We start from the raw sequence: 26,121 nt of genomic DNA, 5'->3' as shown, positions 1-26,121 counted from the left end.
ATGGCGCATGACAACCGGTGGACCGGGGCAGGAGTCGCCGGCCCCTGGCCGGGCCGGAGCCGGCGAGTCGCCCCACGAGCCCCACGAGCGCCGGCCGGACCCGCCCGGCGCTCCGGGCGGGCCGGGCGCCCATCCCGCTCCGGGTGCCCGCGTCCAGGGTTTCCGTTCGGGCTTCGTCGCCCTGATCGGCCGGCCCAACGTGGGCAAGTCGACCCTGCTCAACCAGCTGATCGGGCGGAAGATCGCCATCATGTCCGACAAGCCCCAGACCACCCGGACCCGGATCCTGGGGGTGCTCAACCGGCCCGGGGCCCAGCTGGTCTTCGTCGACACGCCGGGCATCCACAAGCCCCAGCACCTGCTGGGCGAGCACATGGTCCAGATCGCCCGCCGCACTCTCCAGGAGGTGGAGGCCGTCTGCTGGCTGGTGGAGGCTCCGGACCGGGAACCGGGGCCGGGTGACCGGTTCATCGCCGAGCAGCTGGCCGGTCTCAAGACGCCGCGGGTCCTGGTGGTCAACAAGATCGACCAGGTGGCCCCGGGGGAGGTGCCGGCCATCGCAGCCCGCTTTGCGGAGCTGGGTACCTTTGCCGCGGTCCACCCCGTCTCCGCCCTGCACGGGGTCGGCGTCGCCGAGCTGGTTGGGACCCTGGAGGGCCTGCTGCCGGAGGGGCCCCGGTTCTTCCCCGAGGATATGGTGACCGACCAGCCCGAGGCTCAGATCATGGCGGAGCTCATCCGGGAGCAGATCCTTCACCTGACCCGGGAAGAGGTGCCCCACGCGGTGGCGGTGCAGATCGAAAAGGTGGAACGCCGGCCCAACGGGGTGGTCTACGTGCCCGCCACCATCTACGTGGAGCGGGAGGGGCAGAAGCGCATCCTGATCGGGGAGCAGGGCCGCATGCTGAAGGAGATCGGGCGCCTGGCGCGGCTCGAGATCGAGGCCCTGCTGGGCTCCCGGATCTACCTGGACCTGTGGGTCAAGGTCAAGCCCGACTGGAGGAACAAGCAGGGCGCCCTGAGCAACTTCGGCTTCCACCAGTGAGGTGGTCCGGTGGCGCAGGCGGAAGGGAACGGGCAGCGGAGACGCCGGAACGCACCGGCCGGCCCCGCCACCGCCGGTGCGGCAGCTCCCTGGCAGGAGCAGCTGGCCCGGGCCGTACAGGACGGCGATGCGGCGGCGGCGGCACGGCTGGCCGGCGAGCTGCACCCGGCGGACCTGGCCGAGTTCGTCCTGAGCCAGGAGCCGGCCCTCCGGGCCCGGCTGCTGGGGTGGCTTCGGCCGGAGCAGGCCGCCCTGGTGGTGGAGGAGCTGCCGGCGCCGGTCCAGTCGGAGATCCTGGCGGTCCTGGACCGCCAGCGGGCCGGGGCCGTCCTGGAGGAGATGTCCAGCGACGAGGTGGCGGACCTGCTGGGCGAGCTGCCGCCCCAGCGGGCGGTCGACCTGCTGAGGCTGCTCCGCGACCGGGAAGCGGCGGACGTGCGGTCCCTGCTGGCATACCTGGACGACACCGCCGGCGGCTTGATGACCACCGAGTTCGTTGCCCTGCAGGACGACCTTACCGCCGCCGAGGCTATCGACGCCCTGCGCCGGCTGGCTCCCGACGCGGAAACGATCTATTACGTCTACGTGGTGGACCGGGAGGAGCGGCTGCAGGGAGTCCTCTCCCTGCGGGAGCTCATCGTGGCGCCGCCAGACACCCCCATCCGCCGCATCATGCGCACCCGCGTGGTGACGGTGCCGCCGGACATGGACCAGGAAGAGGTCGCCCGGGTGGTGGCCAAGTACGACCTGCTGGCGGTGCCGGTGGTCGATGCCGAGGGGCGGATCCTGGGCATCGTCACCGTGGACGACGTGGTCGACGTGCTGGAGGAGGAGGCCAGCGAGGACATCTACCGGCTGACCGCCACGCCCGAGGGGGCGGCGGCCGGCACCTCCTGGCTGCGGGCCCGCCTGCGCCTGCCCTGGCTGGTCGGCCTCTTGCTGGGCGAGCTGGTGGTGGCGAAGGTGATCCAGGGGTTTGAGGGCACCCTGGAGCGGGTGGCGGAGCTGGCCTACTTCATCCCCCTGCTGGCGGCCACCGCGGGCAACGTGGGCACCCAGTCCCTGGCCACGGCGGTGCGGGGGCTGGCCACGGGGGAGATCGCCCGCGGCGAAGCGCTGCGGGTCCTGGGGCGGGAGCTGCAGGTGGGGTTGCTCCTGGCGCTGGTGCTGGCGCTGACCAGCACCGGCCTGGTCTACGCGGTGCTGGGCAACGGCGCGGTGGCGGTGACGGTGGGGACGGCCATGGGGCTCAACACCCTGGTGGCGGCGGCCATCGGCGTGGTGGTGCCCCTGGCCCTGCACGGGCTGCGGGTCGACCCGGCCGTGGCGTCGGGCCCCTTCGTCACCACCACCCTGGACGTGGTGGGCACCCTGGTGTACTTTCTCACCGCCACGTGGCTGCTGTTCCGCGTCGCGGGCTGATAGCGCCGCCGGGCGACCAGGCGCGGAGCGGCCCTCGTGGTGCCATCCCAACCGGGCCCCACGCAGCCCGCCCGGGCCGGGGAGGTGGGCGGCATGCCCCTCTACAGCGTGGAAGGGATCGTGCTCAGGACCAGGGAGTACGGCGAGCGGGACCGCCTGGTCACCCTGGTGGACCGGGACGGGACCCGCCGCACCGTGCTGGCCAAGGGGGTGCGCCGCCCGCGCAGTTCCCTGGCGGCCGGGGTGCAGCCCTACACCTACAGCCGGTTCCTCCTGTGGAAAGGGCGCTCCCTGGACGGGGTAAGCCAGGTCCAGGTGCTGGACGCCCACGCCGGCCTGCGGGGGAGCCTGGAGGCCCTGGCGGCCGCCGCCTACGTGGCCGAGCTGGCCGAGGCGTTCACCCATGAAGGGGCACCGAGCCCCGGGGTCTTCCCCGTGCTGCTGGCGGTGCTGCGGGGGCTGGCGGCGGCCCCGGCCGACCGCGTGGCCCAGGGGCTCTGGCTGCGCTATGCGGAGCTCAGGCTGCTCGATCTGGCCGGCCTGGGCATCCAGCTGGAGGCCTGCCAGGACTGCGGGCGGCCGCTGGTGCTGCCGGGCGGGCGCGGCGCCGGTGGAGGCCCGCCGTCGGCGCCTGGAGAAGGAGCCATGCCCGCGGGTTACAGCGCCGAGATGGGCGGCGCCCTCTGCCGAAGGTGCCGGCCGGGCCGGCCGGCGGCCCTGTCCCTGGACCCCGCCACCTGGCAGGTGCTGCGCCTGGCCGGGCGGCTGAACCCCCAGCTGGCGGCCCGGCTGCGGCCGGCGCCGGCGACCCTGGCCCGGGCGGCGGAGGTGACCCAGACCCACCTGGTCTACCACCTGGGCCGGCCCTTTCGATCGGCCGGCATTTTGGCAATACTGGATGAAGCAACGATGCTGCCGGCGGGAGAGCCGCCGGCGGCGCCGCGGGCGGCCCCACCGGTGCAGCCGCCGGCGGGGCCGCCGGCACCCGGGGCGAGCGCAGACCGCTAGCCGGTCGTGACCCAAGGGGGTGAAGCGGGTGAGCGAGCTGGAGAAGATCGATATCCTGAGGGAGCGGGCCGGGGTCAGCTACCGCCGGGCCAAGGAGCTTCTGGACCAGTGCGGCGGGGACGTGGTGGAGGCCCTGATCCGCCTGGAGGAGGAGTCCCGCCGCAACACCTGGCAGGAGCGGATCCAGGTCCAGGGGGCCGAGCTGGTTGACCGGGTGCGGCAGCTGATCAACGAGGGTAACGTGCGCCGCATCGTCATCCGCAACCAGGACGGGCAGACCCTGGTGGAGCTGCCCGTCACCGTGGGTGCCCTGGGGGCGCTGCTGGCGCCCATGCTGGCGGTGGTGGGCGTCATCGCGGCCCTGGTCACCCGGGCGACCATCGTGGTGGAACGCCGCAACGACGGCACCGCCGGAGCCGGCCAGGGAACGGTCGGCACCGGGGGTGCGGGCCCGGCCGGGGCCGGCGGCTGGGGCGAGACCGGCACGGGCCCGGGTGCGGCCGGCGGCCCGGCGGGCGGCTACGGTGAGGGCGGCACCTACGGGGGCAGCGCCGGCTGGGATTCCCCGGGCGACGGGGCGGCGGGCGGGACCCAGGATCCGGGACCCCGCCACTGATGGGCGCGCCGGCCCGAGCGAGCCCCACCGCCGGGAGGATTCCACCCGGCGTCGCCGAATGAGGGAACTTCCGGGCGGAATCGCCATACGGTGCCTGTTTTGCCGAGACCGGCGGAATGGACCTTGACCGTCCGGCCGGCGGGCATGCCGGCAGCCAGGCTGCCGGCGGCCGGCCGGTCGTTGTGAGGCGATGAAGGGGAGGAGTACCCCGGTCCTTCTGGTGGCAGCGAGCCGGCGAGGGTGGAAGGCCGGCCCGGACCCCGGGGGAAGGCGCCCCTGAGCCCGCGGGAGGAAAGGCGGAGGCGGCGCATGAGAGCAGCATCCCGGAGGCGGGGCAGGACCATCGGGATCATGGCGGTGCCCCGGGGCTGCGGAGGCCGTCCTCTGCCGAGTAAAGCCCGCACGGAGTGAGGTGGGTTTGCCGGGCTGCTCGCCTGCGGGGCGGGAAGCGGCGGCCGGTGCGGTGCCCGTCGAGGGGCGTGGCGGGCCCGGGGCCGGGTTCGTCCGCAGCCGCCGCCGGCGGGGGGCGCCGGTGGACCAATCAGGGTGGAACCGCGGGGGCCAGGGGCCGCCCGTCCCTGAGGGGGCGGGCGGCCTTTGATTTTCGTGCCACATTTAATTTTCGTGCCACAGGAGGGATGTCCCGGTGGACTTCCAGCAGATGATCCTCCGGCTCAACCAGTACTGGGCCGAGCAGGGGTGCGTGCTGGCCATGCCCTACGACGTGGAGACGGGGGCCGGCACCATGAACCCCCTGACCTTCTTCCGCGCCCTGGGTCCCGAGCCGTGGCGGGTGGCCTACGTGGAGCCGTCCCGCCGGCCCGCCGACGGGCGTTACGGCGAGAATCCCAACCGGCTCTACCAGCACTGGCAGTACCAGGTGATCCTCAAGCCGTCCCCGCCGGACGTGCAGGAGCTCTACCTGGGCAGCCTGAGGGCCCTGGGCATCGAGCCCCTGGAGCACGACATCCGCTTCGTCGAGGACAACTGGGAGTGGCCCAGCGGCGGCGCCTGGGGCCTGGGCTGGGAGGTCTGGCTGGACGGCATGGAGATCACCCAGTTCACCTACTTCCAGCAGGTGGCGGGTTTCGAGTGCAAGCCCGTGTCGGTCGAGCTCACCTACGGCCTGGAGCGCATCGCCACCTACCTGCAGGGGGTGGACACCGTCTTCGACATCCGCTGGGTCGACGGCGTGACCTACGGCGAGATGTTCCGCATGGCGGAGTACGAGCACTCGGCCTACAGCTTCGAGCATGCCGACGTGGACATGCTCCGCCGCTGGTTCGACGATGCCGCCCGGGAGGCCGCCCGCGCCCTGGACCAGGGCCTCGCCCTGCCCGGTTACGACTACGTGCTCAAGTGCTCCCACCTGTTCAACGTGCTGGAGGCCCGCAATGCCGTCAGCGCCAGCGAGCGCACCGCGCTGCTGGGGCGGGTGCGGGCCCTGGCCCGCAAGGCGGCCGAGGCCTACCTGGCCCAGCGGGAGCGGCTGGGCTACCCGCTGCTGCAAGCCGGAGCCTGGGGTGCCGGCTCCGCCCCCGGGGACGAACCGGCCTCCGGTCCGGCGGCGGGCTGATCCGGGAAGGGCCCGGGGTTGACAGCGCAAATCGTCGGGGGAAGGAGCCAGGACGATGGACCAGCGTGAGATGGACCAGTCTGAGATGGACCAGCGTCTCGATCTTCTGGTCGAGGTGGGGTGCGAGGAGATCCCTGCCGGCGACTGCGGGGAGGCTCGCCGCCAGCTGGCGGAGCGGGCCGGCACGGCCCTGGCGGAGGCGGGCCTGACGTATGAGGTGGTGCGGTCCCTGGGAACCCCGCGCCGGCTCACCCTGGTGGTGCAGGGGCTGTCACCGCGGCAGGAGGCCCGGGAGGAGTGGGTCCGGGGGCCGTCCCGGGCCGCGGCCTTCGGTCCGGGCGGCGAGCCGGCGCCGGCGGCCCTGGGCTTTGCCCGCAGCCAGGGGGTTGAGGTGAGCCAGCTGGTGGTGCGCCAGACCCCCCAGGGCGAGTACGTCTTCGCCCGCAAGGTCCACCAGGGGCGGCCTGCGGCGGAGGTGCTGGCGGAGTTGCTGCCGGCCGTCCTGGGCGGCCTTGAGTTCCGCCGCACCATGCGCTGGGGGGCCGGCGAGCACCGGTTCATCCGCCCCGTCCACTGGCTGGTGGCCCTGCTGGGCGAGGAGGTGCTGCCGGTCTCCTTCGCCGGGGTGCGGGCAGGGCGGGTGAGTTACGGTCACCGGTTCCTCCATCCGGAGGCGGTGGAACTGGCCTCGGCGGCGGAAGACGAGTACCGCCGCCGGCTGGCGCAAGCCTACGTGGTGGTCGATCCCGAGGAGCGGCGGCAGCGGATCGTGGAGCAGGCGCAGGCGGTGGCTGCGGCCGTGGGGGGCGAGGCGGAGATCGACCCCGAGCTGCTGGATGAGGTGGTCGACCTGGTGGAGTACCCGACGGCTTTTGCAGGCTCCTTCGCCGCCGAGATGCTGGAGCTGCCGCGGGACGTGCTGGTCACCACCATGAAGGTCCACCAGCGCTACTTCCCCGTGCGGCAGCCGGGGGAGAGCCGCCTGATGCCCTACTTCATCGCCGTCCGCAACGGCGACGAGCGGCACCTTCAGACGGTGCGGCAGGGGAACGAGCGGGTGATCCGCGCCCGGCTGGCCGACGCCCGGTTCTTCTTCCAGCAGGACCGGCAGCGGCGGCTGGCGGACCGGGTGGCAGACCTGGAGCGGGTCTCCTTCCTCCCGGGCCTGGGCACCTTGCTGGACAAGACGCGGCGGCTGGAGCGGCTGGTGGGATGGCTGGCGGAGCGACTGGACCTGCCGGCGCCGGAGCGGGAGCAGGCGGCCCGGGCGGCCCACCTGGCCAAGGCCGACCTGGTCGCCGCCCTGGTCTACGAGTTCACCGAGCTGGCGGGCCGCATGGGGCGGCAGTACGCTCTGCTGGACGGCGAGCCGGCGGCGGTCGCCGAGGCCCTGGCCGAGCAGTACCTGCCGCGGGGCGGGGACGACGAGCCGCTGCCGTCCACTCGGCCGGGGCTCTTGTTAGCCATCGCCGACCGGGCCGACACCCTGGCCGGTTGCTTCGCCGCGGGCCTGGAACCCACGGGCTCCCAGGACCCCTACGGCCTGCGCCGGGCGGGGGTGGGCCTGCTCCGACTGCTGGCCGGGCCCGCGGCGCAAGGGCCGGCGGGCCGGACGGGAGGCGGCGCCGGAACGCCCGCCGGCACGGGCGCAACCGGATCGGGCCACCCGTCGCTGCCCCCTCTAGATGTCCTGCTGGATCAGGCCCTGGCCGGCTACCTGCCGCCCGTGGCGTCGCCGGCGGTGGAAGTGCGGTTCGACCCGGGCGAGGTCAGGGCCAGGCTGCTGGACTTCCTGGTGGCGCGGCTGCGCGGGCTGCTGGCCGAGGCAGGTTACGCCCACGACGTCATCCAGGCGGTGCTGGCGGTCGACGCCCGCGACGTGCCCGGGGTCTGGGCGCGGGCCCGGGCGGTGGCGGAACTGGTGGCCTCGCCCCTGGCTGCCGACGTGCTGACCGTCCACCGGCGGGCGGCCAACCTGGCCGGGCGGGCGGAGGCGGACGCCGTCGACCCGGCCCTGTTCCGGGAGCCCGAGGAGCAGGCGCTCTACGCCGCCGTGCAGGCGGCCGCCGGGCAGGTGGAGGAGGCCCTGGCGGCCCGGGATTATGGCGCCTACTTCCAGGCCATCGCCGGGCTGCGGCCCGCCGTCGACGCCTTCCTCGACCGGGTGCTGGTGATGGCGGAAGATCCGGCCCTCCGGGCCAACCGCCTCGCCTTGCTGAAGCGGGTGGCCGGCCTGGCCGGCCGGGTGGCGGCCCTCGGGGAGCTGGCGGCCGGCGTCTAGCCCGGCCCGGCCGCCAGCCGCTGGAGCCCGGGCTGCCGGCACCAGGGATTGGCGCCAGGATGTCCAATCCTGACACCCGATGGCCGGGGGAGGGGGAACCTGGTGGCAGAACCGGTGGTGTTCATCGTCTCCGATTCCCTGGGCGAGACCGCCGAGCTGGTGGCCCGGGCGGCGGCCAGCCAGTTCAACGGTCATCGCGCGACCTTCTACCGCTTCCCCTACGTGGATCGCATGGAGACCGTCGACGAGATCGTGGAGCGGGCTCGCCGCGAACAGCGCAGCCTGATCGTCCACACCCTGATCCTGGAAGACCTGCGCCGGGCGCTGAACGAAAAGGCCGAGGCGGCGGGGATCCCCGTGGTCGACATCATGGGGCCGATGATGGCGGCCTGGATGCGGGTGGCGGAGCGCCCGCCGCGGCTGCAGCCCGGCCTGCGCCACCGCCTGGACGAGGAGTACTTCCGGCGGGTGGAAGCCGTGGAGTTCGCCGTCAAGTACGACGACGGCAAGGATCCCCGCGGCCTGCTCCAGGCGGACATCGTGTTGCTGGGCGTCTCCCGGACCTCCAAAACGCCAGTCAGCATGTACCTGGCCCACCGCATGTACAAAGTGGCCAATGTGCCCCTGATCCCGGAGGTAGAGCCGCCGCCGGAATTGTATAAAGTACCGCGAAACCGGCTGGTGGGCCTGATCATCCGGCCCGATGCCCTGCAGCGGATCCGGCGGGAGCGGCTCAAGGCCATCGGCCTGGATGAGGACTCCAGCTACGGCAGCCTGCAACGGATCCAGGAAGAACTGGCCTATGCCCAGCGGATCTTCCGGGAGCTGGGCTGCCCCGTCATCGACGTGACCAACAAGGCCGTGGAGGAGACGGCCAACACGGTGCTGCAGATCCTGGCGAAGGGGGAGCGCCATGAGCACGGGGACCGCTGAGCCCGCGGCCCAGCCCCAGGCGGCGCCGCGGCGGTGGGTCTACTTCTTCGACGAGGGAGCGGGGGCCGGCCGGGCCCTCCTGGGCGGCAAGGGCGCCAACCTGGCCGAGATGACCCGCATCGGCCTGCCCGTCCCGCCGGGCTTCACCATCACCACCGAGGCCTGCAAGGCCTACCTGGCCGCCGGCGGGGCGTTCCCGCCCGGCCTCATGGAGCAGGTGGAGCAGCAGCTGGCGCGGCTCGAGGGGGAGATCGGCCGCCGCTTCGGCGATCCGGAGCGGCCCCTGCTGGTGTCGGTGCGCTCGGGGGCGCCCGTCTCCATGCCGGGGATGATGGACACCATCCTCAACCTGGGGATCAACGACCAGGCGGTGCAGGGACTGGCCCGGGAGACGGGGGACCCGCGCTTTGCCTTCGACTGCTACCGGCGGCTGATCCAGATGTTCGGCGACGTGGTGCTGCGGGTGCCCGCCGCCCGCTTCGAGCACGCCCTGGAGGCGGCCCGGCAGCGGCGGGGCGTCCGGTTCGACCACGAGCTGCCGGCCCAGGAACTGGAGCGGTTGGTGGAGACCTTCAAGGGCATCGTCCGGGAGGAGGCCGGCCGCGACTTCCCCCAGGACCCGCGGCAGCAGCTGGAGCTGGCCATCCGGGCCGTGTTCGACTCCTGGAACAACGAGCGGGCCAAGGTCTACCGCCGCATCCACAAGATCCCCGACGACCTGGGCACGGGCGTCAACGTCCAGGCCATGGTCTTCGGCAACACGGGGCCCGACTCGGGCACCGGCGTGATGTTCACCCGCAACCCCTCCACGGGTGCCCGCGAGCTGTATGGCGAGTACCTTCCCAATGCCCAGGGGGAGGACGTGGTGGCGGGCATCCGCACGCCGGAGCCCATCGCCCGCCTCAAGGATGAGCGCCCCGACCTCTACCGGCAGCTGGAGCAGGTGGCCCAGCGCCTGGAGCAGCACTACCGGGACATGCAGGACATCGAGTTTACGGTCGACCGCGGCCGGCTCTTCCTCTTGCAGACCCGCAGCGGCAAGCGGACGGCAGCCGCGGCGGTGCGCATCGCCTATGACATGGTGCAGGAGGGCCTGATCGACCGGGAAACGGCCCTTTTGCGGGTCGACCCCGACCAGGTGGCCCGCCTCTTGCACAAGCACGTGGACCCCAACGTCGCGGTGGAGCCGCTGGCCCAGGGCCTGCCCGCCTCGCCGGGGGCGGCGGTGGGCGCCATCGTCTTCGACGCCGATGAGGCGGAACGGCTGGGGCGGGAGGGCCAGGCGGTCATCCTGGTTCGGCCCGAGACCACGCCCGACGACATCCACGGCATCGTGGCGGCCCAGGGGGTGCTGACCAGCCGCGGCGGCATGACCAGCCACGCCGCCGTGGTGGCCCGCGGCATGGGCAAGCCCGCCGTCTGCGGCTGCGAGGCGCTGCGCATCGACCTGGAACGGGAAGAGTTCCAGGTGGGCGGTCGGGTCTTCCGCAAGGGCGACGTGATCACCATCGACGGGGCCACGGGCCGGGTGTTCGCCGGCCAGGTGCCGCTGGTGGAACCGGAGCTGTCGCCGGAGTTCCGGCAGCTCCTGGAGTGGGCGGACCAGGCGCGGCGGCTGGGGGTGCTGGCCAACGCCGACACGCCGGAAGACGCCCGCCGGGCCCGGGAGTTTGGCGCCGAGGGCATCGGCCTCTGCCGGACCGAGCACATGTTCATGGGTCCCGAGCGGCTGCCCGCCGTCCAGCGCATGATCCTGGCCGAGACCCGGGAGGAGCGGGAGGCGGCCCTGGCCGAGCTGGCGGCGATGCAGCAATCCGACTTCGAAGGCATTCTGGAGGCCATGGCCGGGCTGCCGGTGACCATCCGGCTGCTGGACCCGCCGCTGCACGAGTTCCTGCCCTCCCTGGAGGAACTGCTGGTGGAGGTGACGCGGCTGGAGCTGGAGGGCGGCGACCCGGCCCGGCTGGAGGAACGCCGCGAGCTCCTGCGCAAGGTGCGGGCCCTGCACGAGGCCAACCCCATGCTGGGCCACCGCGGCTGCCGCCTGGGCATCACCTTCCCCGAGGTGTACGAGATGCAGGCCCGGGCCATCTTCTGGGCCACGGCCAACCTGCGGCGCCGCGGCGTGGACGCCCGGCCGGAGATCATGATCCCGCTGGTGGCCCACGTGCGGGAGCTGGCCTTCTTGCGGGAGCGCATCGAGGCGGTGCGCCGGGAGGTGGAGGCGGAGACGGGCCTGGAACTCAAGGTCCGGATCGGCACCATGATCGAGGTGCCGCGGGCCGCCCTGACGGCGGGCGAGATCGCCCAGGTGGCCGAGTTCTTCTCCTTCGGGACCAACGACCTGACCCAGACCACCTTCGGCTTCAGCCGCGACGACGCCGAGGGCAAGTTCCTCCACCACTACCTGGCGGAGAAGATCCTGCCCGAGAACCCCTTCGTGTCCCTGGACGCCGCCGGGGTGGGGCGGCTGATCCAGCTGGCCGTGGCCGACGGCCGCCAGGCCCGGCCCGACCTCAAGGTGGGCATCTGCGGCGAGCACGGCGGCGATCCGGCGTCCATCGCCTTCTGCCACCGGGCGGGGCTGGACTACGTCAGCTGCTCGCCCTTCCGCGTGCTCATCGCCCGGCTGGCGGCGGGCCGGGCGGCGGTGGAGGAAGGCGGCAGCGGGGGCGGCGGGGGCGAAGGGTGAGGCAGCCCCGATCGTCACGCAGGGCGAGGCAGCACAGATCGCCGTCCGGTTGGATCAGGTGACCTCCGATGCCGGTGCGGGCGGCGGGGGTGCGCCGTCTCCGGCTGGGGGCCGGCCCGTTCCACCCCGCGGGCCGGGTTCGGTGCCCGCCAGCAGAGCGATCACCGGATCCACATCCCGCTCCTGTACGAGAACGTACAGGCGGTCCCCGGGATGGAGCACCGTCCGGCCCCGGGGCGGGATCACCCGGCCGTCCCGCACCAGCATGGTGACCGTCGCCCCTCCGGGCAGGTTGACCTGGGAGAGGCTGCGCCCCGCCGCCGGGGCATGTTCGGAGACCTGCACGTGGATCAGGCCCACGGCGGGCCGGCCCACCGGCGCCAGCTCCAGCCGGGGCTCCGCAGGTCCCGCCCCCGGCGCGGCCAGCCCCAGCCAGCGGGCCAGGGGAGCCAGCGTGGTGCCCTGGACGGCCACGGACGCCAGGACGACGAAGAACACCACGTGGAACAGGTACCAGCTGTCTTCCAGCCCGGCGGCCAGCGGGACCGTGGCCAGCACGATGGGCACCGCGCCCCGCAGGCCCGCCCAGCCGAGGAACAGGCGCTCGCGCCAGTCGAAGTCCCAGGGCAGCGTGCAGATCCAGGTGGCCAGGGGCCGGGCGACCAGCATGAGCGCGCCGGTGATCACCAGGGCCCCACCGGCAACCTCCGGCAACTGGCTGGGAAAGACCAGCAGTCCGAGCAGGACGAACATGCCCACCTGGGCCACCCAGCTCAGGCCCTCGTGGAACCGCACCACCGTGAGGCGGTACACCGGTGCGTAGCGGCTCATCATGAGCCCGGCCAGATAGACCGCCAAAAAGCCGCTGCCGCCCACCACCGCCGCCGCGCCGTAGGCCGTCAGGGCGACGCCCGTGCTCAACAGCATGTACGGGTAGCTGGATTCCGCGGCAAGGCGGTTCATGGCCACGGCTCCTGCCCGCCCGGCCACCCATCCCGCCACGGCGCCGAACCCGAGCTGCCGGACCAGCAGCGCCAGACCTTCCAGCGGGGCGACCGGTTCGATCGCCATGCGGACGAACAGGTCGGTCAGAAAGATGGCCACCGGATCGTTGGTCCCTGACTCCAGCTCAAGGGTGGCGGCCAGCTTGCGGGGGAGCGGCGTGCGGCGCAGGATGGCAAAGACGGCGGCGGCGTCGGTGGAACCGACGATGGCTCCGATGAGCAGCCCATGGGTCCAGTCCAGACCGGGCAGCCAGGCGGCGGCCGCTCCCACCAGCGCCGCGGAGATGGCGACGCCGGCCGTGGCCAGGACCAGCCCCGGGGCCAGGACGGGGCGCAGCTCGCTCCACCGTGAGGCCAGCCCGCCTTCGAACAGGATGAGCGCCAGGGCGACGGTGCCCACCTGGTGGGCAAGACGGGCGTTGTCAAAGTAGACCCAGCCCAGGACGTCGCTGCCGGCCAGCATGCCCAGGCCGAGGAACAGCACCAGGGCGGGGAAGGCGACCCGATCGGCCAGCCAGGTCAGCGCCACCCCCAGCAACAGCGCAATGCCCAGTCCCAGCAGCAGCAGGGTCAAGACGTCGATGGTTCCACCCCCTGGCCGGGTCTCCCCCTGCCTTTCCGCAGGCCCGTGCAGGCAATGGGCACGGCGGCCGGTCTCCGCAGCCGGTCCCTGGGGACCGTCCCCCGTGCCCGGCCGCCGCGGCCGGACCCTGCGGGCGGGTCCCGAGCCCAGCCCCCGCGGCCGGTCCCGCTGCCGCCTGCCGGCCTCCTTATCTTGCGGATCGCGTCGCGGATCGTGCCGCGCCCGCTCCCAGCACGGCCAGGCCGGCGATACCGGCCACCGCCGATGCGGTCAGGACGCCGATCTTCGCCTGATCGAGGTAAGGGGTGCCGTCGAACGCCAGGCCCGCTATGAAGAGGGACATGGTGAAGCCAATCCCGGCCAGCAGGCCGGCACCGGCCATGGCGCTCCAGCCCGTGCCTGCCGGCAGGGAGGCCCAGCCGGCGCGGACAGCGAGCCAGCTGGCGCCCAGGAGGCCGGCGGGCTTGCCCAGGAGCAGGCCAAGGAACGCGCCCATGGTGACACGGCTCGGGGAGGCCGCGTCCAGCGACACCCCCGCCGTCAACAGCGCGAACAAGGGCAGGATGGCATAGGTCACCCAGGGGCTCAGCATGTGTTCGAGGCGGTGAAGGGGACCGGCCGCCGCGTGGGCCGGCGTGGTCCCACTGCCGGCCGGGCCGCCGGCGCCGCGAGTCGGCACGCCGCGCTCCGTGGCCTCCATGGGGACGGTCAAGGCCAGGAGGACGGCGGCGACGGAGGGACTGATCCCCCCCTGGAGCGAGCCGTACCATGCAAGGAGACCCAGGGCCAGGTACACGGCCAGGTGTTGCCCCCGGGCGAGGCGGCCGTAGAGGAGGGCCCCTGCCAGCGCCACCGCCATGAGCAGCAGGGGACCGGGCTGGAGACCCCCGCTGTAGAACAAGGCAATGACCAGTACGGCTCCCAGGTCGTCGACGATGGCCACCGCGGTGAGGAAGACCTTGAGCCCAACGGGCACCCGCGGGCCGAGCAGGCTGAGGACCCCGAGGGCGAAGGCGATGTCGGTGGCCATCGGGACACCCCACCCCGGGGCACCCGGCCCGCCGGCATTCACCACGCTGTAGATCGCCGCCGGAACCACCATCCCTCCCACTGCCGCGATGACGGCCAGGGCGGCCCGGCGCGGATCGGCCAGCTCTCCGGCCAGGAGTTCCCGCTTGATCTCGAGACCGACCGCGAGGAAGAAGATCGACATCAGCCCGTGCTTGACCCACTCGGCCAGGGTCATGTCCAGCTCCATAGACCCCAACCGCAGCGCCACCGGGAGTTCCTTCAGGGCCCGATAGCCTTCATACGCCGGCGAGTTGGCCCAGATCATGGCGATGACGGCACAGGCGATGAGGAGGATCCCGGCCCCTGCCTCGCTGGCCAGAAACTCCTGCCATGCGCCTGGCACCGGCCGGACGCGGCCCTTGCCCCCCGTCACCGGCTACCACCTCCTGACGATTCGTTCCCACCGCTTCTTATGGACCGGAGAAAGGACGTCACGAGAGACGTCGCGCGCCAGGCCCTCTCGCCGGGTACCAGCCTGGGGCATGAAAGCGCCGTGGGGAACCACACCATAAGATACCGGAAAGATACCATTGTGGCCAACCTGGCCATGTGGATGGTGGCGAAGCTTAAAAGTCCCCGCCAATAACGCTCCATCACACAATATCGCCGTCAATCTCGCTCGCGCTCTGCGGAAGTATTGCAGGGCAGCTTCAGCGGCCGGGGGCGGCGCGAAGGGACGGCCGCCCATCACTCCCCAGCCCGCCGCAGCATGTATGGGTTGGGGAGGGAGGCACCGTGTTCGTCCATCTCGGCAGTCTTGCCCAAATTGCAGGTGCAGATTGGGTGCGGCGGGGTCTGGAGCTGGTTCCACCCGCCGACGCCAGGATCCTGGCCCGGCGGTGGGGCCTGGACGGGGGGATGCCCCGATCCATTGCCGAACTGGCCCGGGAAGAAGGGGTGCCCCCCATCGCCATGGTAAGGCGGCTGCAGGAAGCGGAGCGCCGCCTCCTCCGGGCCATGGCGGCGGCCCGGCCGGCGGCGGCGCCGGGCAGCGGTCAAGGTTCTTCGCCCGGGGTGGGGACGCCTGGAGCCTCCCCGGGTTCGCGGGCGACGGCACGGCCCCCAGCCCCGGCAGCCCGCGGCGCGGCGGGGACCGGCCCGGGACCGGGCGGCCGCCCGGGACCCGGGCAGCCGGGTCCTCAGCCCCGCCGGAAGGCCGCCACGGGATCGGCGACCGGCACCGCGTCGGCCAGGAACGCCTCGCCGTAACGCACGCCGATGCGCAGGCCGTAGTGCCGGGCGCGGACGGTGGCCGCCTCAAGGTAGTCCTCGACCCCGAAGTACTTGTGGTCGATGGGGGCCGTGGGCTCGACGAACTGGCTGGCGAAGGCCCGCATGGCCTCCAGCTTCCCCTCGAAGGTGTCCGTGATATCGACGACGAAGCTGGGTTCGACCCACTCGTTGACGGGGAAGAAGAGCAGGGCATCCACCAGGTGGTACGGCTCGCCCAGATCCAGGTTGCGCAGGGCCGCCTGGAATACGGCCCGCCGCACCAGGGCCCACGCCCCCCGGTGGTCGGGGTGGCGGTCGTCACCATGGTGGGTGAAGACCAGCCGCGGCCGGCAGCGGCGGATCAGGGCGGCCAGCTTGCGGCCCAGGGCGGGGGAGTCTTCCACCCGGTTGTCGCCCAGGTTGAGGTTGAGGCGGAAAAGGGCGCCGTACACCCGGGCGGCGGCCGCCGCCTCCTGAGCCCGCCGTTCCGGGGTGCCCTTGCTGCCCAGCTCCCCCCGGGTCAGGTCGATCAGGCCGATGCGGTAGCCGAGCCGGTGCAGCTTGACCAGGGTGCCGCCCATGCCGATCTCGGCGTCGTCAGGATGGGCGCCGATGACCAGCACGTCAACGGGCTCAGGCTCGGCGGCCGGGGCCGGCGCCGCAACCTGAGCCTTGACCTCCGGCTCGGCCCGGGGCCCAGCCTGGGGGCCGCCCCGGCCGGCCGGCGTCGCTCCCGTTCCCGGAGTCCCGGTGCCGGGGGTTCCCTGGGAACCCTCTCCCGCGGCTGCGCTGCCCGCCGGTACGCCTTGTGCGTCTTGGGTGCCGTGGGAACCTTGTCCAGGCGAGAAATCCACCACAGCCTTTTCCTCCCGTTCCGATGTCTACTGTGCTGAATCCCCTGACCCGGTGCCCATCCCGGGTGCTTCCCGGGCGTTCCTGCCGTCTGGTTCTTCCAGGGCGAGTCGTTCCAGGGCGGCCAGCGCGGCCCAGGTGACGAACCCGGCGCAGGTGGCAAAGGCAGGGCCGGTGCGGACCTGCCCCGTCGCGGCGTCCACGGTCTCGCAGGCGAAGCCGCTGTCCATGGGGGCCCGGGCCAGCCATCCCAGGTACTCCCGCCGCCCGGCCAGCAAGCCGGCGGCCACGCTGAGCAGCCAGGGATGGCGGGCGTGGGGGCAGGTGGGGGTGGCGAAGGGCCCCGCCGGCGGCCCGTAGGGGTTGTGCGCCGAGTAGATCCACCGCACCGTGTTGGCGAGCACCGCCGCCACGTCCAGCGGATCGTCAGGCCGGCGGCGGGCGAAGCCGTAGGGGCCCAGAAGCTCCAGCGTGCCCGGCGGCTCGTCGTACAGCACGGCGCCCGCTCCGCCGGGCCCGGCCACCGCCCAGGCAAACTGGGGGCCCCACTGGCCGGGCACCACGCAGTGGGCCAGCACGGCCCGGCGGGTCTGGGCGGCCCGCCCGGCCAGCCAGGCGGGATCCGGGCCGCCGCCCGGCCGGAGGGCGGTCCGGGTGCCCGCCGGCCCGGCGCCGGCGCTTGGGGCCGCACCGGCCCTGGAGGAAGGCCGGGCGCTCGAGGCAACACCGGCGGTGGAGGCGGGCCGGACGCTCGGGGCGGCACCGGCGCCTGAGGTGGGGCCGGTGCTGGCGGGGAGGGTCGGGCGCCAGGGCGTCTCCGGCGCCACGGCCACCGGGGGCCCCACGGGCACCGGGGGGGCATCCCCATGGCCTGGCGCAGCGGGCCGGTCCCACCGGGCCAGCGCCCGGGCCAGGTCCTCCAGCGCCTGGGCGTAGAGGGCGTTGTCGTACGTCACGAACGGCGCCTGGGCCGGGTCGTCCGACGGCAGCAGGAAGGTGGCGACGAGGCCCGTGGCCTCATCCCGCCGGGCTTCGGCCGCGGCGAGGACGGCGGCCAGCCCGGCGGCGACGGCCGGTTCGTCGAGGACGGAGGTGTCGCCCGTGGCCTCCAGGTACCGGGCCAGGGTCAGGGGCCAGGCCGCGGCCTGGTCCAGCTCCCACCCCGGATAGAGGACCGTGCCGTCCAGATACTGGCTGTGCTCGCCCGGGTAGCGGGTGTAACGGGCGAAGGCGGCCACCAGAACCTCCCGGGCCAGGTCCGGGTCGGTGCACAGGAGGGCGGGAAAGGCCCAGAGCAGGCTGTCCCGTGTCCAGTGGGCGCCGCTCACGTAGTAGCGCGGGCTGCGCGAGGTGAGCAGGACCCAGTCGTCCCCGTCCAGGGTCCGGCCGTGGGCGTAGAACAAGCTGAACCAGAGGTTGCGCCGCAGGCGGACTTCCAGGGCGCGGGCTTCCGGCGGGCTGAGCAGGCCCAGAGCGACGGCCCGCTCGAGGCCGGCCCGGCGCAAGGCGGCCCGGCGCCGGGGGGACAGGGCGGGTTCGGGCGCCGATTCCACAGGCGGGCGATCCCCGTGAGGCGCGACCGGGGCCTGCTCGCCTGCTGCCGGCGGCTGGCTCCCGTCCTGCTGGGGCAGGAAGGGATCCCGGGCTGCCAGCCACTGCAGGGTGGCGTCGAGCAGCCGGTGCCATCCCACCCGGGCCAGGTGGACCGCCGTGGTGGCGGCACCGTCGGCTTCGGGCGCCACCCCGCCGTACACGATGAACTCCCCGGCGCCGGGGGGTGACCAGAACGCCCAGCCATCCCCGCCCGCCTCCTGCTCGGGGGGATCGCCTGCGGCCGAACGCAGGGCCAGGGCTGCAACCGGCACGGAGCCGGGAGCCTCCCAGGCCAGGGCCCTGGTCCAGCGGTAAGGGAAGGGGCCGGCGTCACCGGCCAGGGGTCGCCGGTGGTAGATCGTGCGGCACACGGTCCCCGGACGAACCAGCAGCCCCAGGCGCACCCCCGCGGGCAGCGGGGGCCGGTCGCCGGAACCGGCCGCCGGGAAGAGGCGCAGGGCGACGGCAAAGCCCCGCTGGCCGGCCGGGGCCAGCCAGGTGACCTCCAGGCGCCAGTCCGGCAGGCCGGGGAGGTTGATGTGCCACTGGGGCACCCAGCCCTCCAGGTAGTGCAGCTCCGGCCGGTCCGGGGACGGGAGTTGCTGGGGGGCATCCCCGATGGTCTCCGGGCTTTCGGAACCGGGCCGGCGACCGGCAGGGCGGTCGCCGGCCGCCGCGGCCGCAGACGCCCTTGGGCCGGTCGTGGCCGGACCGTCGCCGGCTCCCGCCGCAGACGCCCCCGAAGCGGTCGTGGCCGGGCCGTGGCGGGCCCCCACCGCCGTAGAAGCTTCTGCGCCGGTCGCGGCCGGGCCGGCGGCGGCCGCCCGGCCGCCTTCCGGCGCCGGCGGCCACAGGCGCCGGCCGTCCTGCTCGACCACGGGCATGAGCAGGGGACCGGGCGCCTCACCGGTCCCCGGACCCTCCGCCGGGCCGTGGCCGTCCCCGTGCCCGGGCTGCCGCCCCACCGGGGCTCCGGTGAACTCGATCAGGGCCCGGGCGACGCCGCTCAGCACGCCCACGGACCGCGCCGCCGCGGTGGCCGGGTCGAGGTCCGGCAGGGACACCCAGAAGTTCCCCGTCACCGCCACGGGCTCCACCGCTGCCAGTTCTTCCGGCACGGTGAGGATGGGGGAGCCGGGCAAAAGCGGCTCGCTGGCACCGTCCCGTGGCTGCTTCTCCGTGCCCGGCCGCGATCGCCCTGCGGGCTGTGGTCGTCCTGTGCCTTGCAATGGCGGCCCTCCCCCGCCCCCTGCCCCGGTCATGTCCCGGCGGCCACGGGGCTCCTGACGCTCAGTGACGCAATGGCGGGACGGAACCCGCCCGGCAGCCTTTCGCCGGGGGCCGGTGCGGCTCCTCCGCCGGGGCCCGTTCGACCCGGGCATTACCCCTTGATCCCACTAAAGGTATGTCCCTCCACGAACTCCCGCTGCAACAGGAAGAAGAGCACCAGGGACGGGATCACCGCCAGGGTGGCCGCCGCCATCTGATAGTGGATGTTGGTGCTGTACTGCTCGTTGAAGAACTGCAGGGCCAGGGGGAGGGTCCGGGTCCGGTCGGAGGCGGACCGCCCCCCCGTGGAGCGGGCCGAGCGCAAGATTACGGCTGGCAACAACCTGCGGGCGGTGTGGGTCAGCTTCTTCAATGTGATCCTTATGCGGGGCCCATTCCTGGGCCTGGTGGGGATCCTGGTGCGGGCGCGGGCCCATCGCCTTGCCGAGGGAGGGCTGCAGGCGGCCCTGGCCGGGCCGGAGCATCGCGGCAGCCGGTTTTAAACCCGGGGGAGGTTGTCGATGGGCAGTTTCACTCGATGTCCGGGGTGTGGTCTCGAGGTCGCGGATCGGCACTTGCCGGTGGCTGGTCCTTACCATGCAAGCGGGGAATGCCTGGAGCTCTACCATCGCTTGGTCGCCGAAAACCTGGGGCGCCCCGATCCGGCCTTCGTGCACCAGCACTGCGTGGATGCCTATGCCGCGCAACATGTGGGGGAGCGTACCAAGCCGATCACCTCCGTGTTTGCCCTTGCCGGCTTGTACCTGGCGGTCGAACGCGGGTTCACAGGACGGCAGGTGCAGAAGGCACACGTGGAACTGGCCAGGCGGGCCGGACGGCGGATCGCTTGGCCGCGACTTGATCCCCGGCCCTACCCGTGGGCCCTGACGGTCCTGGATGTGCTGCAGGCCGGGGCGGGCGAGGCCCGGGCCCTTGCGATCAAGCGCTGGGCGCAAGCCGCTTGGGAGGGCTGGGCGCACGAGCACGAGCATATCCGCGACATGTGCCGTCGATGGATCCTCTAAGGGCCCGATGGGGACGACCCGCCGATTGTACCCGCCTGCAATTCGGGTCACGCGGAGCCGCACCCAGGAACCCCCTGCCGCCCCGCCGAAACCTCCGGAAAGGCGCACCAGTCCGCGAGAGGGGGATGGATGGTGGTCAAGCTGGTGGCCCTTTATCAGCATCCCGACGACCCGGAGGCTTTCGACCGGCACTACCGGGAGGTGCACCTGCCCCTGGCCCAGCGTATGCCGGGGCTGCGCCGCGTAGAGATCGCCCGGGTGACCGGCTCGCCGGGGGGCTCGTCGCCCTACTACCTGATGGCCGAGATGTACTTCGACGACGCCGCAAGCCTGCAGGCGGCGCTGCAATCGGCCGAGGGGCGGGCGGCCGGCAAGGATCTCATGGGCTTTGCCGGGAAGATCGTCAGCCTTCATATCGCCGAGGTGATCCAGCAAGACTAAACGGGCGTACCGGCGGGCCGGGTGTACGGGCGGGGCGCGGGTGCCGCCCGGGCGGGCGTGCCAGCACGGCGCCGGGGATCGGCGGGCGGGAGGTCTGGGCCGGCAAGGCGGCGGGCGGCGGGCTGGCACTGCCGAGGCTTGGGTTGGTCAGGCGGTGCGGGAGGGCTGGCGCATTGCCAAGAAGGAGGGGCACCGGCCTGGAGGTGGGCATGCGGCTTGATCCGGGCGTGGGAGTGGTCGGAGCGGGGCCTGGTGGAAGGCAGGGTGCCCGGGGATGGGCAGGCTCCCGGCCAGGGGCCGGGAGGCGCGGAAGCTTCCGGGGCCCCGGGCCGCGACCCTGAGGGCGGAGCGGCTCGCGTCGAGGCACCAGGCGACCCCCGCGCCGAGCCTGCAGCATATGGCACTACGGGCAGGGCGGACGGCCACCGGGTGGTGGTCTGGCTCGATGTGCGGGACCCCACCCCGGCCGATTGGGACCTGCTGCGCCGGCGCCGCGCCCTGGCTCCCTTCCTCTGGAGCCGGCTGGAGTCCGGCACGGCACCCTACGGGGTCGAAGCCGCCGGTGGGACCCTGGTCTTTCAGATCCTGCTGCCGGCAGGCCGTCCCTGCCTGGTCATCCTGGCCCCCGGCGAAGTGACCACCGTCTGCGACGGGGGAGCCGACCCGTGGGAGCGGCTGCGGGAGCGGCTGGCCACCGGCCCGCCCTCCGTGCCCCGCACGGCGCCATGGCTCCTCTACTTCCTGCTGGAAGACGTGTTGCACAGCTACGGCGACCACGTCCAGCGCCTGGAAGACCGCCTGGAACCGGTGGAGGCCCACTTCCTCCGGGACGAACCCGGCCCCGGGGGCGCGCCTGCCGGCCAGGGCGACGCGGACCGCACCGGGAACACGGTTCCGGGCGCAGGTGCCTCGGGCCGGGCAGGCCCTGCATCCGGCGAAACCGCACCCTCCCCGGCGGGCCCCGCCGGCGGCCGAACCGGTAGGGCCCCGGCAGGCCCCGCCGCCGGCCAAACCGGCAAGGCCCCGGCGGGTGCCGCCTCTGACCGGACCCGACAGCCGCCGGTGGGCGAGCCCCGCTGGAGGCGGGTGCGGGGACCGCGGCCCGCGGCGGTCCATGGAGCCGGGCGCCCCGCCTCCGGGCGGTGGCGGGATGCCGGCGGCGTGTCGTTCCTCAGCACCCTGCACCGGCGGGCCGGCCAGCTGCACCGGCGGCTGAACAGCCTGAGCGAGGTACTCGACCGGCTTCTGGAGAGCAGCTACAACGGCTACGAAGGCCGGGGCGAGGGACTGGGCGACCGCCAGCTGCGTCCCTACCTGCGCGCCCTGCGGGACCACGCGGGGCGGCTGAGCGGGCGGCTCGAGAACGCCCGGGAGCTGGTCGTCACCCTGATGAACCTGCGGCTCGCCCTGGCGGCCGAGCGCACCAACCGCCTCATCCTGAGGCTCACGGTGCTCTCGACCATCTTCCTGCCCCTGACCTTCCTCACGGGCATCTACGGCATGAACTTCAAGTACATGCCCGAGCTGGACCTGCCCTGGGCGTATCCCGCCCTGCTGGCCTTCATGCTGGTGCTGGGCGTGGGCCTGTGGTGGTTCTTCAAGCGGGAGTACGAGTGGTGACGGGCAGGGGTTGGAGCGCGGGTGATTTTGAACGCGGTTCAAGCAAGGGCGCCCGCGGCCCAGGGCAGGCCGCGGGCGCCGGGCTTGCCTCCCGCCTTCCGGGACGCTCCTCTTCAGGCGCCGGCTGCCGCCTGGGCGGCCGGTTCGTTCCAGATGGGGGTGCCGTGGCTGCGAGCGTACTCGCGGAAATCGGCCATCAGCTGGCGGGTGATGGGACCCGGCCGGCCGTCCCCCAGCCTGCGGCCGTCGACCTCGATCACCGGGCAGACCTCGGCGGCGGTACCGGTGATGAAGCATTCGTCCGCCACGTAGACGTCGTGGCGGGTGAAGACGGCCTCCTCCACGGGGATGCCCCGCCGCCGGGCCAGCTCCATCACCGTGTCCCGGGTGATCCCCTGCAGGATGCCCAGGTGGGGCGGCGGCGTTAGGAGCCGCCCATGGCGGACGATGAAGATGTTGTCGCCCGTGCACTCGGCCACGTAGCCTTCCTCGTTGAGCATGATGACTTCCGCGAAACCGGCCAGGTTGGCTTCCAGCCGGGCCAGGATGTTATTCAGGTAGTTGAGGGACTTGACCCGCGGGTTCAGGGCGGCCGGCGAGGTGCGGCGGGTGGCGACGGTCATCACCCGCATGCCCTGCTCGTAAAGCTCGGCGGGGTACAGGGCCAGCCGGTCGGCGATGATGACCACCGTGGCCCGGTCGCACTTGCGCGGGTCGATGCCCAGGTCCCCCGGTCCCCGGGAGACCACCACCCGGATGTAGGCTTCCGGCAGATCGTTGCGCCGGCAGGTTTCCACCACGGCGGCGGCCATCTCCTCGGGAGGGATGGGGATCTCCAGCAGGATGGCCCGGGCCGATTCATACAGCCGCTGGATATGCTCGTCCAGTTTGAAGACCCGGCCGTTGTACGCCCGGATACCCTCGAACACCCCGTCGCCGTAGAGAAAGCCGTGGTCGAAAACGGACACGGTCGCCTCCTCCTTGGGGACGAAGCGACCGTTCACGTACACCAGCATACCGTTCGGACCCCCTCCGTACCGCGGGCGCCTCGAATATGTTATCGTCGAAAATACCATCTGGCTGTGGCGGGGTCAAGCAAGAACTGGCGGGTTTGTGACGAACTTCACATAGTGCGGAAGGCGCGGGGTGCTTCGGGACGGGCGGCACGCGCCTTCGCCGTGGGCCGTAGGCGGATCGGGTGCCTTCGGTGCGGCCGGCAGGAGGGGCTCCGGCGCCCGCGGTGCAGGCGATCCGGGCGGCTCGGATGCCGGCGCTACAGGCGATGCCGGTGGCCAGGGCGCCGGCGGCACGGGTCATCAGGGTGCAGGCGGGAGGGGTGCCGCGCGACGGGGTACCGGGTGCGGGGTGGATGCACTGTGACGGCCGAATGGACCTTCCTCGACCACACCTTCCGCATCGGCGAGGAGACCCTGCCCTACGTGCGGCAGGGGCTGAACGAGGAAACGGCCCAGAAGATCTGTGAGATCATCCGCGACATCGCCGAGGTTGACGCCGTGGCCATCACGGACCGGCAGACCATCCTGGGCTACGCCGGCCTGGGCTGCCCGTTCATGGTGCGGCACCAGCCCATCCTCACCCGGGCCACGCGCAACGTGCTGGCGACGGGCCGGCTGCGGCTGGTGGCTTCCAAGGCGGATTTCGAATGTCCCATCGCCGGTTGCCCCTGCCCCCTGCAGGCGGCGGTCATCGCACCCCTCAAGGTCCGGGACCAGGTGGTGGGGACGCTGAAGCTGTATCGCACCCACCGCAATGACATCCCCGGCATGGTCCACCGGCTGGGGGCGGGGATTGCCCAGCTGCTCAGCCTGCAGATGGAGCTGGCCGAGGCGGAGCGGCTGCGGGAACTGGCCGCCCGGGCGCGGCTTGAGGCCCTGCAGGCCCAGATCCGCCCGCACTTTCTGTTCAACACCCTGAACACGGTCCTGATGTTCAGCCGCACCGACCCCGACCGGGCCCGCGACCTGCTGGTCAAGCTGGCGGTGTTCCTCCGCCGGGCGCTGACGGTACGGGACGAGTTCATCCGGCTGGAAGACGAGATGGAGTACGTGCAGATGTACCTGGAGATCGAGCAGGCTCGCTTTGGCGATAACCTGCGCTTCCGGGTACGGATCGACCCCCGGGCCTTCGGTTGCCTGGTGCCGGTGCTGACCATCCAGCCCCTGGTGGAGAACGCGGTGGTCCACGGGCTGGCACCCCGGGAAGGCGGCGGGCGCCTGACGGTGGCGGCCCGGGTGCGCGGCGGCCACCTGCACGTGGTGGTGGCCGATTCAGGGGTCGGCATCCCGCCGGAACTGCGCCAGGAGATCTTCCGGCCCGGGGTCGGCAAGGGCATGGGGCTGGGCCTTTCCAACGTGAACCAGCGGCTGGTGGGTTTGTACGGGGAGGCGTACGGGTTGCGGGTGCGGAGCCGCCCGGGGCGGGGAACCCTGGTGCGCCTGGTGGTCCCCTTGCGGCGCCAGGCCGTGCAGCCGGCCAGGGAGGAACCGGCGCGATAAGGAGGAACCGGCGCCATGATGGTGCCTGCCGAGCGACAGGCAGAATTGGAACGGCCGGACGAACAGGAACGGGCGGGACGGCAGCGGCCGGAACGGGAAGGGCCTGACGAGCTTGAGCGGCCGCAGGAATTCGAGCACCGGCCCCGATCCGAGCGGCAGCCGGAAGGGCGGCCAGAAGAAGACCGGGGTGCTGACGTAGCAGCAGGACCGCTGCCCGCCACCGGGGCCGGGCGGGGTCCGTCGCCCGCGGGCGGGCCGGGCCGCGGCGGGGCTGCGTTCGACCAGAACGGCGACCCCGAGTGGGAGTGGGATCTGGACGGCCCGCCGCCGGGGGGCCGTCCCATCCGCGCCCTGATCGTCGACGACGAGTACCCCGCCCGGGCGGAGCTGCGCTACCGGCTGAGCCGGGAACCGGGGGTCGAGATCACCGGCGAGGCGGCCACCGCCCGGGAAGCCCTGCGGCTGATCGGCGCCCTGGACTACGATGTGGTCTTCCTGGATATCGCCATGCCGGGAATTTCCGGTCTGGAACTGGCCGAGCGGCTCAAGCAGCAGCCCGGCGCTCCGTACGTGATCTTCACCACGGCCTACGACGAGTACGCCGTCAAGGCCTTCGAGGCCCGGGCCCTGGATTACCTCCTCAAGCCCTACAGCGACGACCGGCTGCGGGAGGCCTTGAGCCGGGTCCGGGAGAGGCTGGCCTTGCGGGGGGGCGCAGGGCCGGCGAGAACTCCGGCGACGCTGGTGGCGGGAACGGTGGGGACGACCCCGGCAGGGGCGGGCCCTGCAAGCCAGGTGGTGCCGGATGGCCAGGTAGGTCCCGCGGCGGGTCCGGGTGCCACGGCCGCAGGATCGGGAGCGCAGGCGGGTTCGCCGGCGCCAGGTGGGGTAGCGGCGCAGGCGGGGCGGCCAGGGGCGGCAGCGGCGGCTGACCATGCGGCGGCACCGGGCGCCGCGGAGGGAGCGGGGGGCGGGCCGGCCGCGACAGGCGGTGGCCGCGGGCGGCCCCGGCCGCGCTGGGTGATGGGGGTCCGGGACGAGGCCGCGGTGCCCATCCCCGTGGAAGAAGTAGTCTACGCCGAAGCGGAGAACGACCAGGTCTTCGTGTACACGGCGACCCACCGCCTCCCGACCCGTTACACCTTGCGGGAGCTGGAAGACCTGCTCCCCCCGGACCGGTTCTTCCGCTGCCACCGGGGCTACATTGTCAACCTGCGCAAGGTGCGGGAGATCAGCCCGTTCTTCAACGGGACCTACAACCTGACCGTGGTCCACGCCGGCCAGCCGGTGACGATTCCGGTGGCCCGCAGCCGAGTGCCCGAGTTGAAGCGGCACTTTTGGCCCGAGCAGGCCAGTTGATGG

Annotated in this window: 20 protein-coding genes; 14 read left to right on the top strand and 6 right to left on the bottom strand. The window is 72.9% G+C overall.

The genetic code is table 11. The features are described 5' to 3' along the window. The first annotated feature begins 7 nt into the window (after positions 1–7). The 8 genes from era to ppdK all read left to right on the top strand — a co-directional run bounded on the left by era (position 8) and on the right by ppdK (position 11,573). On the top strand, positions 8–1,045 hold the full coding sequence (era, locus tag DYI95_RS10795; protein ID WP_116899785.1) for a GTPase Era: 1,038 nt from the start codon (positions 8–10) through the stop codon (positions 1,043–1,045). Between the two features lie 9 nt (positions 1,046–1,054). After that, on the top strand, positions 1,055–2,467 hold the full coding sequence (mgtE, locus tag DYI95_RS10790; RefSeq protein ID WP_116899786.1) for a magnesium transporter: 1,413 nt from the start codon (positions 1,055–1,057) through the stop codon (positions 2,465–2,467). Positions 2,468–2,560: 93 nt separating this feature from the next. Then, positions 2,561–3,475: a DNA repair protein RecO gene (gene recO, locus DYI95_RS10785; RefSeq protein ID WP_116899787.1), complete on the top strand. Its 915-nt coding sequence runs from the start codon at positions 2,561–2,563 to the stop codon at positions 3,473–3,475. Between the two features lie 28 nt (positions 3,476–3,503). Next, on the top strand, positions 3,504–4,091 hold the full coding sequence (locus DYI95_RS10780) for a DUF4342 domain-containing protein (protein ID WP_116899788.1): 588 nt from the start codon (positions 3,504–3,506) through the stop codon (positions 4,089–4,091). Positions 4,092–4,737: 646 nt separating this feature from the next. Further along, positions 4,738–5,667 (top strand): glycine--tRNA ligase subunit alpha, encoded by a 930-nt coding sequence (glyQ, locus tag DYI95_RS10775; RefSeq protein ID WP_116899789.1) that lies wholly within the window; start codon positions 4,738–4,740, stop codon positions 5,665–5,667. A 55-nt stretch (positions 5,668–5,722) separates the two neighbouring features. After that, the gene (gene glyS / locus DYI95_RS10770) at positions 5,723–7,948 is read left to right on the top strand and encodes a glycine--tRNA ligase subunit beta (RefSeq protein ID WP_116899790.1); all 2,226 of its coding nucleotides are present in this window, start codon (positions 5,723–5,725) and stop codon (positions 7,946–7,948) included. Positions 7,949–8,050: 102 nt separating this feature from the next. Next, positions 8,051–8,881: a pyruvate, water dikinase regulatory protein gene (locus DYI95_RS10765; protein WP_116899791.1), complete on the top strand. Its 831-nt coding sequence runs from the start codon at positions 8,051–8,053 to the stop codon at positions 8,879–8,881. After that, positions 8,862–11,573: a pyruvate, phosphate dikinase gene (gene ppdK, locus DYI95_RS10760; RefSeq protein WP_116899792.1), complete on the top strand. Its 2,712-nt coding sequence runs from the start codon at positions 8,862–8,864 to the stop codon at positions 11,571–11,573. The genes DYI95_RS10765 and ppdK overlap by 20 nt, the downstream gene beginning before the upstream one ends. Positions 11,574–11,627: 54 nt before the next feature. Here ppdK and DYI95_RS10755 read toward each other — a convergent pair whose 3' ends face one another. From DYI95_RS10755 to DYI95_RS10735, 5 genes are all read right to left on the bottom strand, one after another. Next, positions 11,628–13,151 carry a potassium/proton antiporter gene (locus DYI95_RS10755; protein WP_243149764.1) on the bottom strand — a complete coding sequence of 508 codons (1,524 nt, stop codon included), beginning with the start codon at positions 13,149–13,151 and terminating at the stop codon, positions 11,628–11,630. A 196-nt stretch (positions 13,152–13,347) separates the two neighbouring features. Next, entirely contained in the window at positions 13,348–14,604 is a 1,257-nt protein-coding gene (gene nhaA / locus DYI95_RS10750; RefSeq protein WP_116899793.1) for a Na+/H+ antiporter NhaA, read from the bottom strand. A gap of 766 nt (positions 14,605–15,370) precedes the next feature. Further along, the gene (gene bshB1, locus DYI95_RS10745; RefSeq protein WP_116899795.1) at positions 15,371–16,300 is read right to left on the bottom strand and encodes a bacillithiol biosynthesis deacetylase BshB1; all 930 of its coding nucleotides are present in this window, start codon (positions 16,298–16,300) and stop codon (positions 15,371–15,373) included. A 24-nt stretch (positions 16,301–16,324) separates the two neighbouring features. Beyond that, positions 16,325–19,117: a hypothetical protein gene (locus DYI95_RS10740; RefSeq protein WP_116899796.1), complete on the bottom strand. Its 2,793-nt coding sequence runs from the start codon at positions 19,115–19,117 to the stop codon at positions 16,325–16,327. A 152-nt stretch (positions 19,118–19,269) separates the two neighbouring features. Next, positions 19,270–19,482 carry a hypothetical protein gene (locus DYI95_RS10735; RefSeq protein ID WP_116899797.1) on the bottom strand — a complete coding sequence of 71 codons (213 nt, stop codon included), beginning with the start codon at positions 19,480–19,482 and terminating at the stop codon, positions 19,270–19,272. Between DYI95_RS10735 and DYI95_RS10730 the strand changes: the two genes are divergently transcribed. The 4 genes from DYI95_RS10730 (at position 19,463) to DYI95_RS13145 (ending at position 22,243) form a co-directional block, all read left to right on the top strand. Next, the gene (locus DYI95_RS10730) at positions 19,463–19,660 is read left to right on the top strand and encodes a hypothetical protein (protein ID WP_116899798.1); all 198 of its coding nucleotides are present in this window, start codon (positions 19,463–19,465) and stop codon (positions 19,658–19,660) included. The genes DYI95_RS10735 and DYI95_RS10730 overlap by 20 nt on opposite strands. Before the next feature lie 18 nt (positions 19,661–19,678). Beyond that, positions 19,679–20,182 (top strand): DUF5946 family protein, encoded by a 504-nt coding sequence (locus DYI95_RS10725; RefSeq protein WP_116899799.1) that lies wholly within the window; start codon positions 19,679–19,681, stop codon positions 20,180–20,182. A gap of 129 nt (positions 20,183–20,311) precedes the next feature. Then, the gene (locus DYI95_RS10720) at positions 20,312–20,623 is read left to right on the top strand and encodes an EthD family reductase (protein WP_006902987.1); all 312 of its coding nucleotides are present in this window, start codon (positions 20,312–20,314) and stop codon (positions 20,621–20,623) included. A 216-nt stretch (positions 20,624–20,839) separates the two neighbouring features. Next, complete coding sequence (locus DYI95_RS13145) at positions 20,840–22,243, top strand: magnesium transporter CorA family protein (RefSeq protein WP_116899800.1); 1,404 nt, start codon at positions 20,840–20,842, stop codon at positions 22,241–22,243. 113 nt (positions 22,244–22,356) lie between these two features. Here the strand turns inward: DYI95_RS13145 and ilvE are convergent, their stop codons facing one another. After that, positions 22,357–23,259: a branched-chain-amino-acid transaminase gene (gene ilvE, locus DYI95_RS10710; RefSeq protein ID WP_116899801.1), complete on the bottom strand. Its 903-nt coding sequence runs from the start codon at positions 23,257–23,259 to the stop codon at positions 22,357–22,359. Positions 23,260–23,619: 360 nt separating this feature from the next. Between ilvE and DYI95_RS10705 the strand changes: the two genes are divergently transcribed. Continuing rightward, the gene (locus tag DYI95_RS10705) at positions 23,620–24,759 is read left to right on the top strand and encodes a histidine kinase (protein WP_116899802.1); all 1,140 of its coding nucleotides are present in this window, start codon (positions 23,620–23,622) and stop codon (positions 24,757–24,759) included. A 15-nt stretch (positions 24,760–24,774) separates the two neighbouring features. Next, positions 24,775–26,118 carry a LytTR family DNA-binding domain-containing protein gene (locus DYI95_RS13140; RefSeq protein ID WP_116899803.1) on the top strand — a complete coding sequence of 448 codons (1,344 nt, stop codon included), beginning with the start codon at positions 24,775–24,777 and terminating at the stop codon, positions 26,116–26,118. Positions 26,119–26,121 lie beyond the last annotated feature (3 nt).

Origin of the sequence: Thermaerobacter sp. PB12/4term, assembly GCF_003403315.2 — a bacterium.
Lineage (GTDB): Bacteria > Bacillota > Sulfobacillia > Thermaerobacterales > Thermaerobacteraceae > Thermaerobacter.
This window is presented reverse-complemented; position numbering and strand designations above follow the sequence as displayed.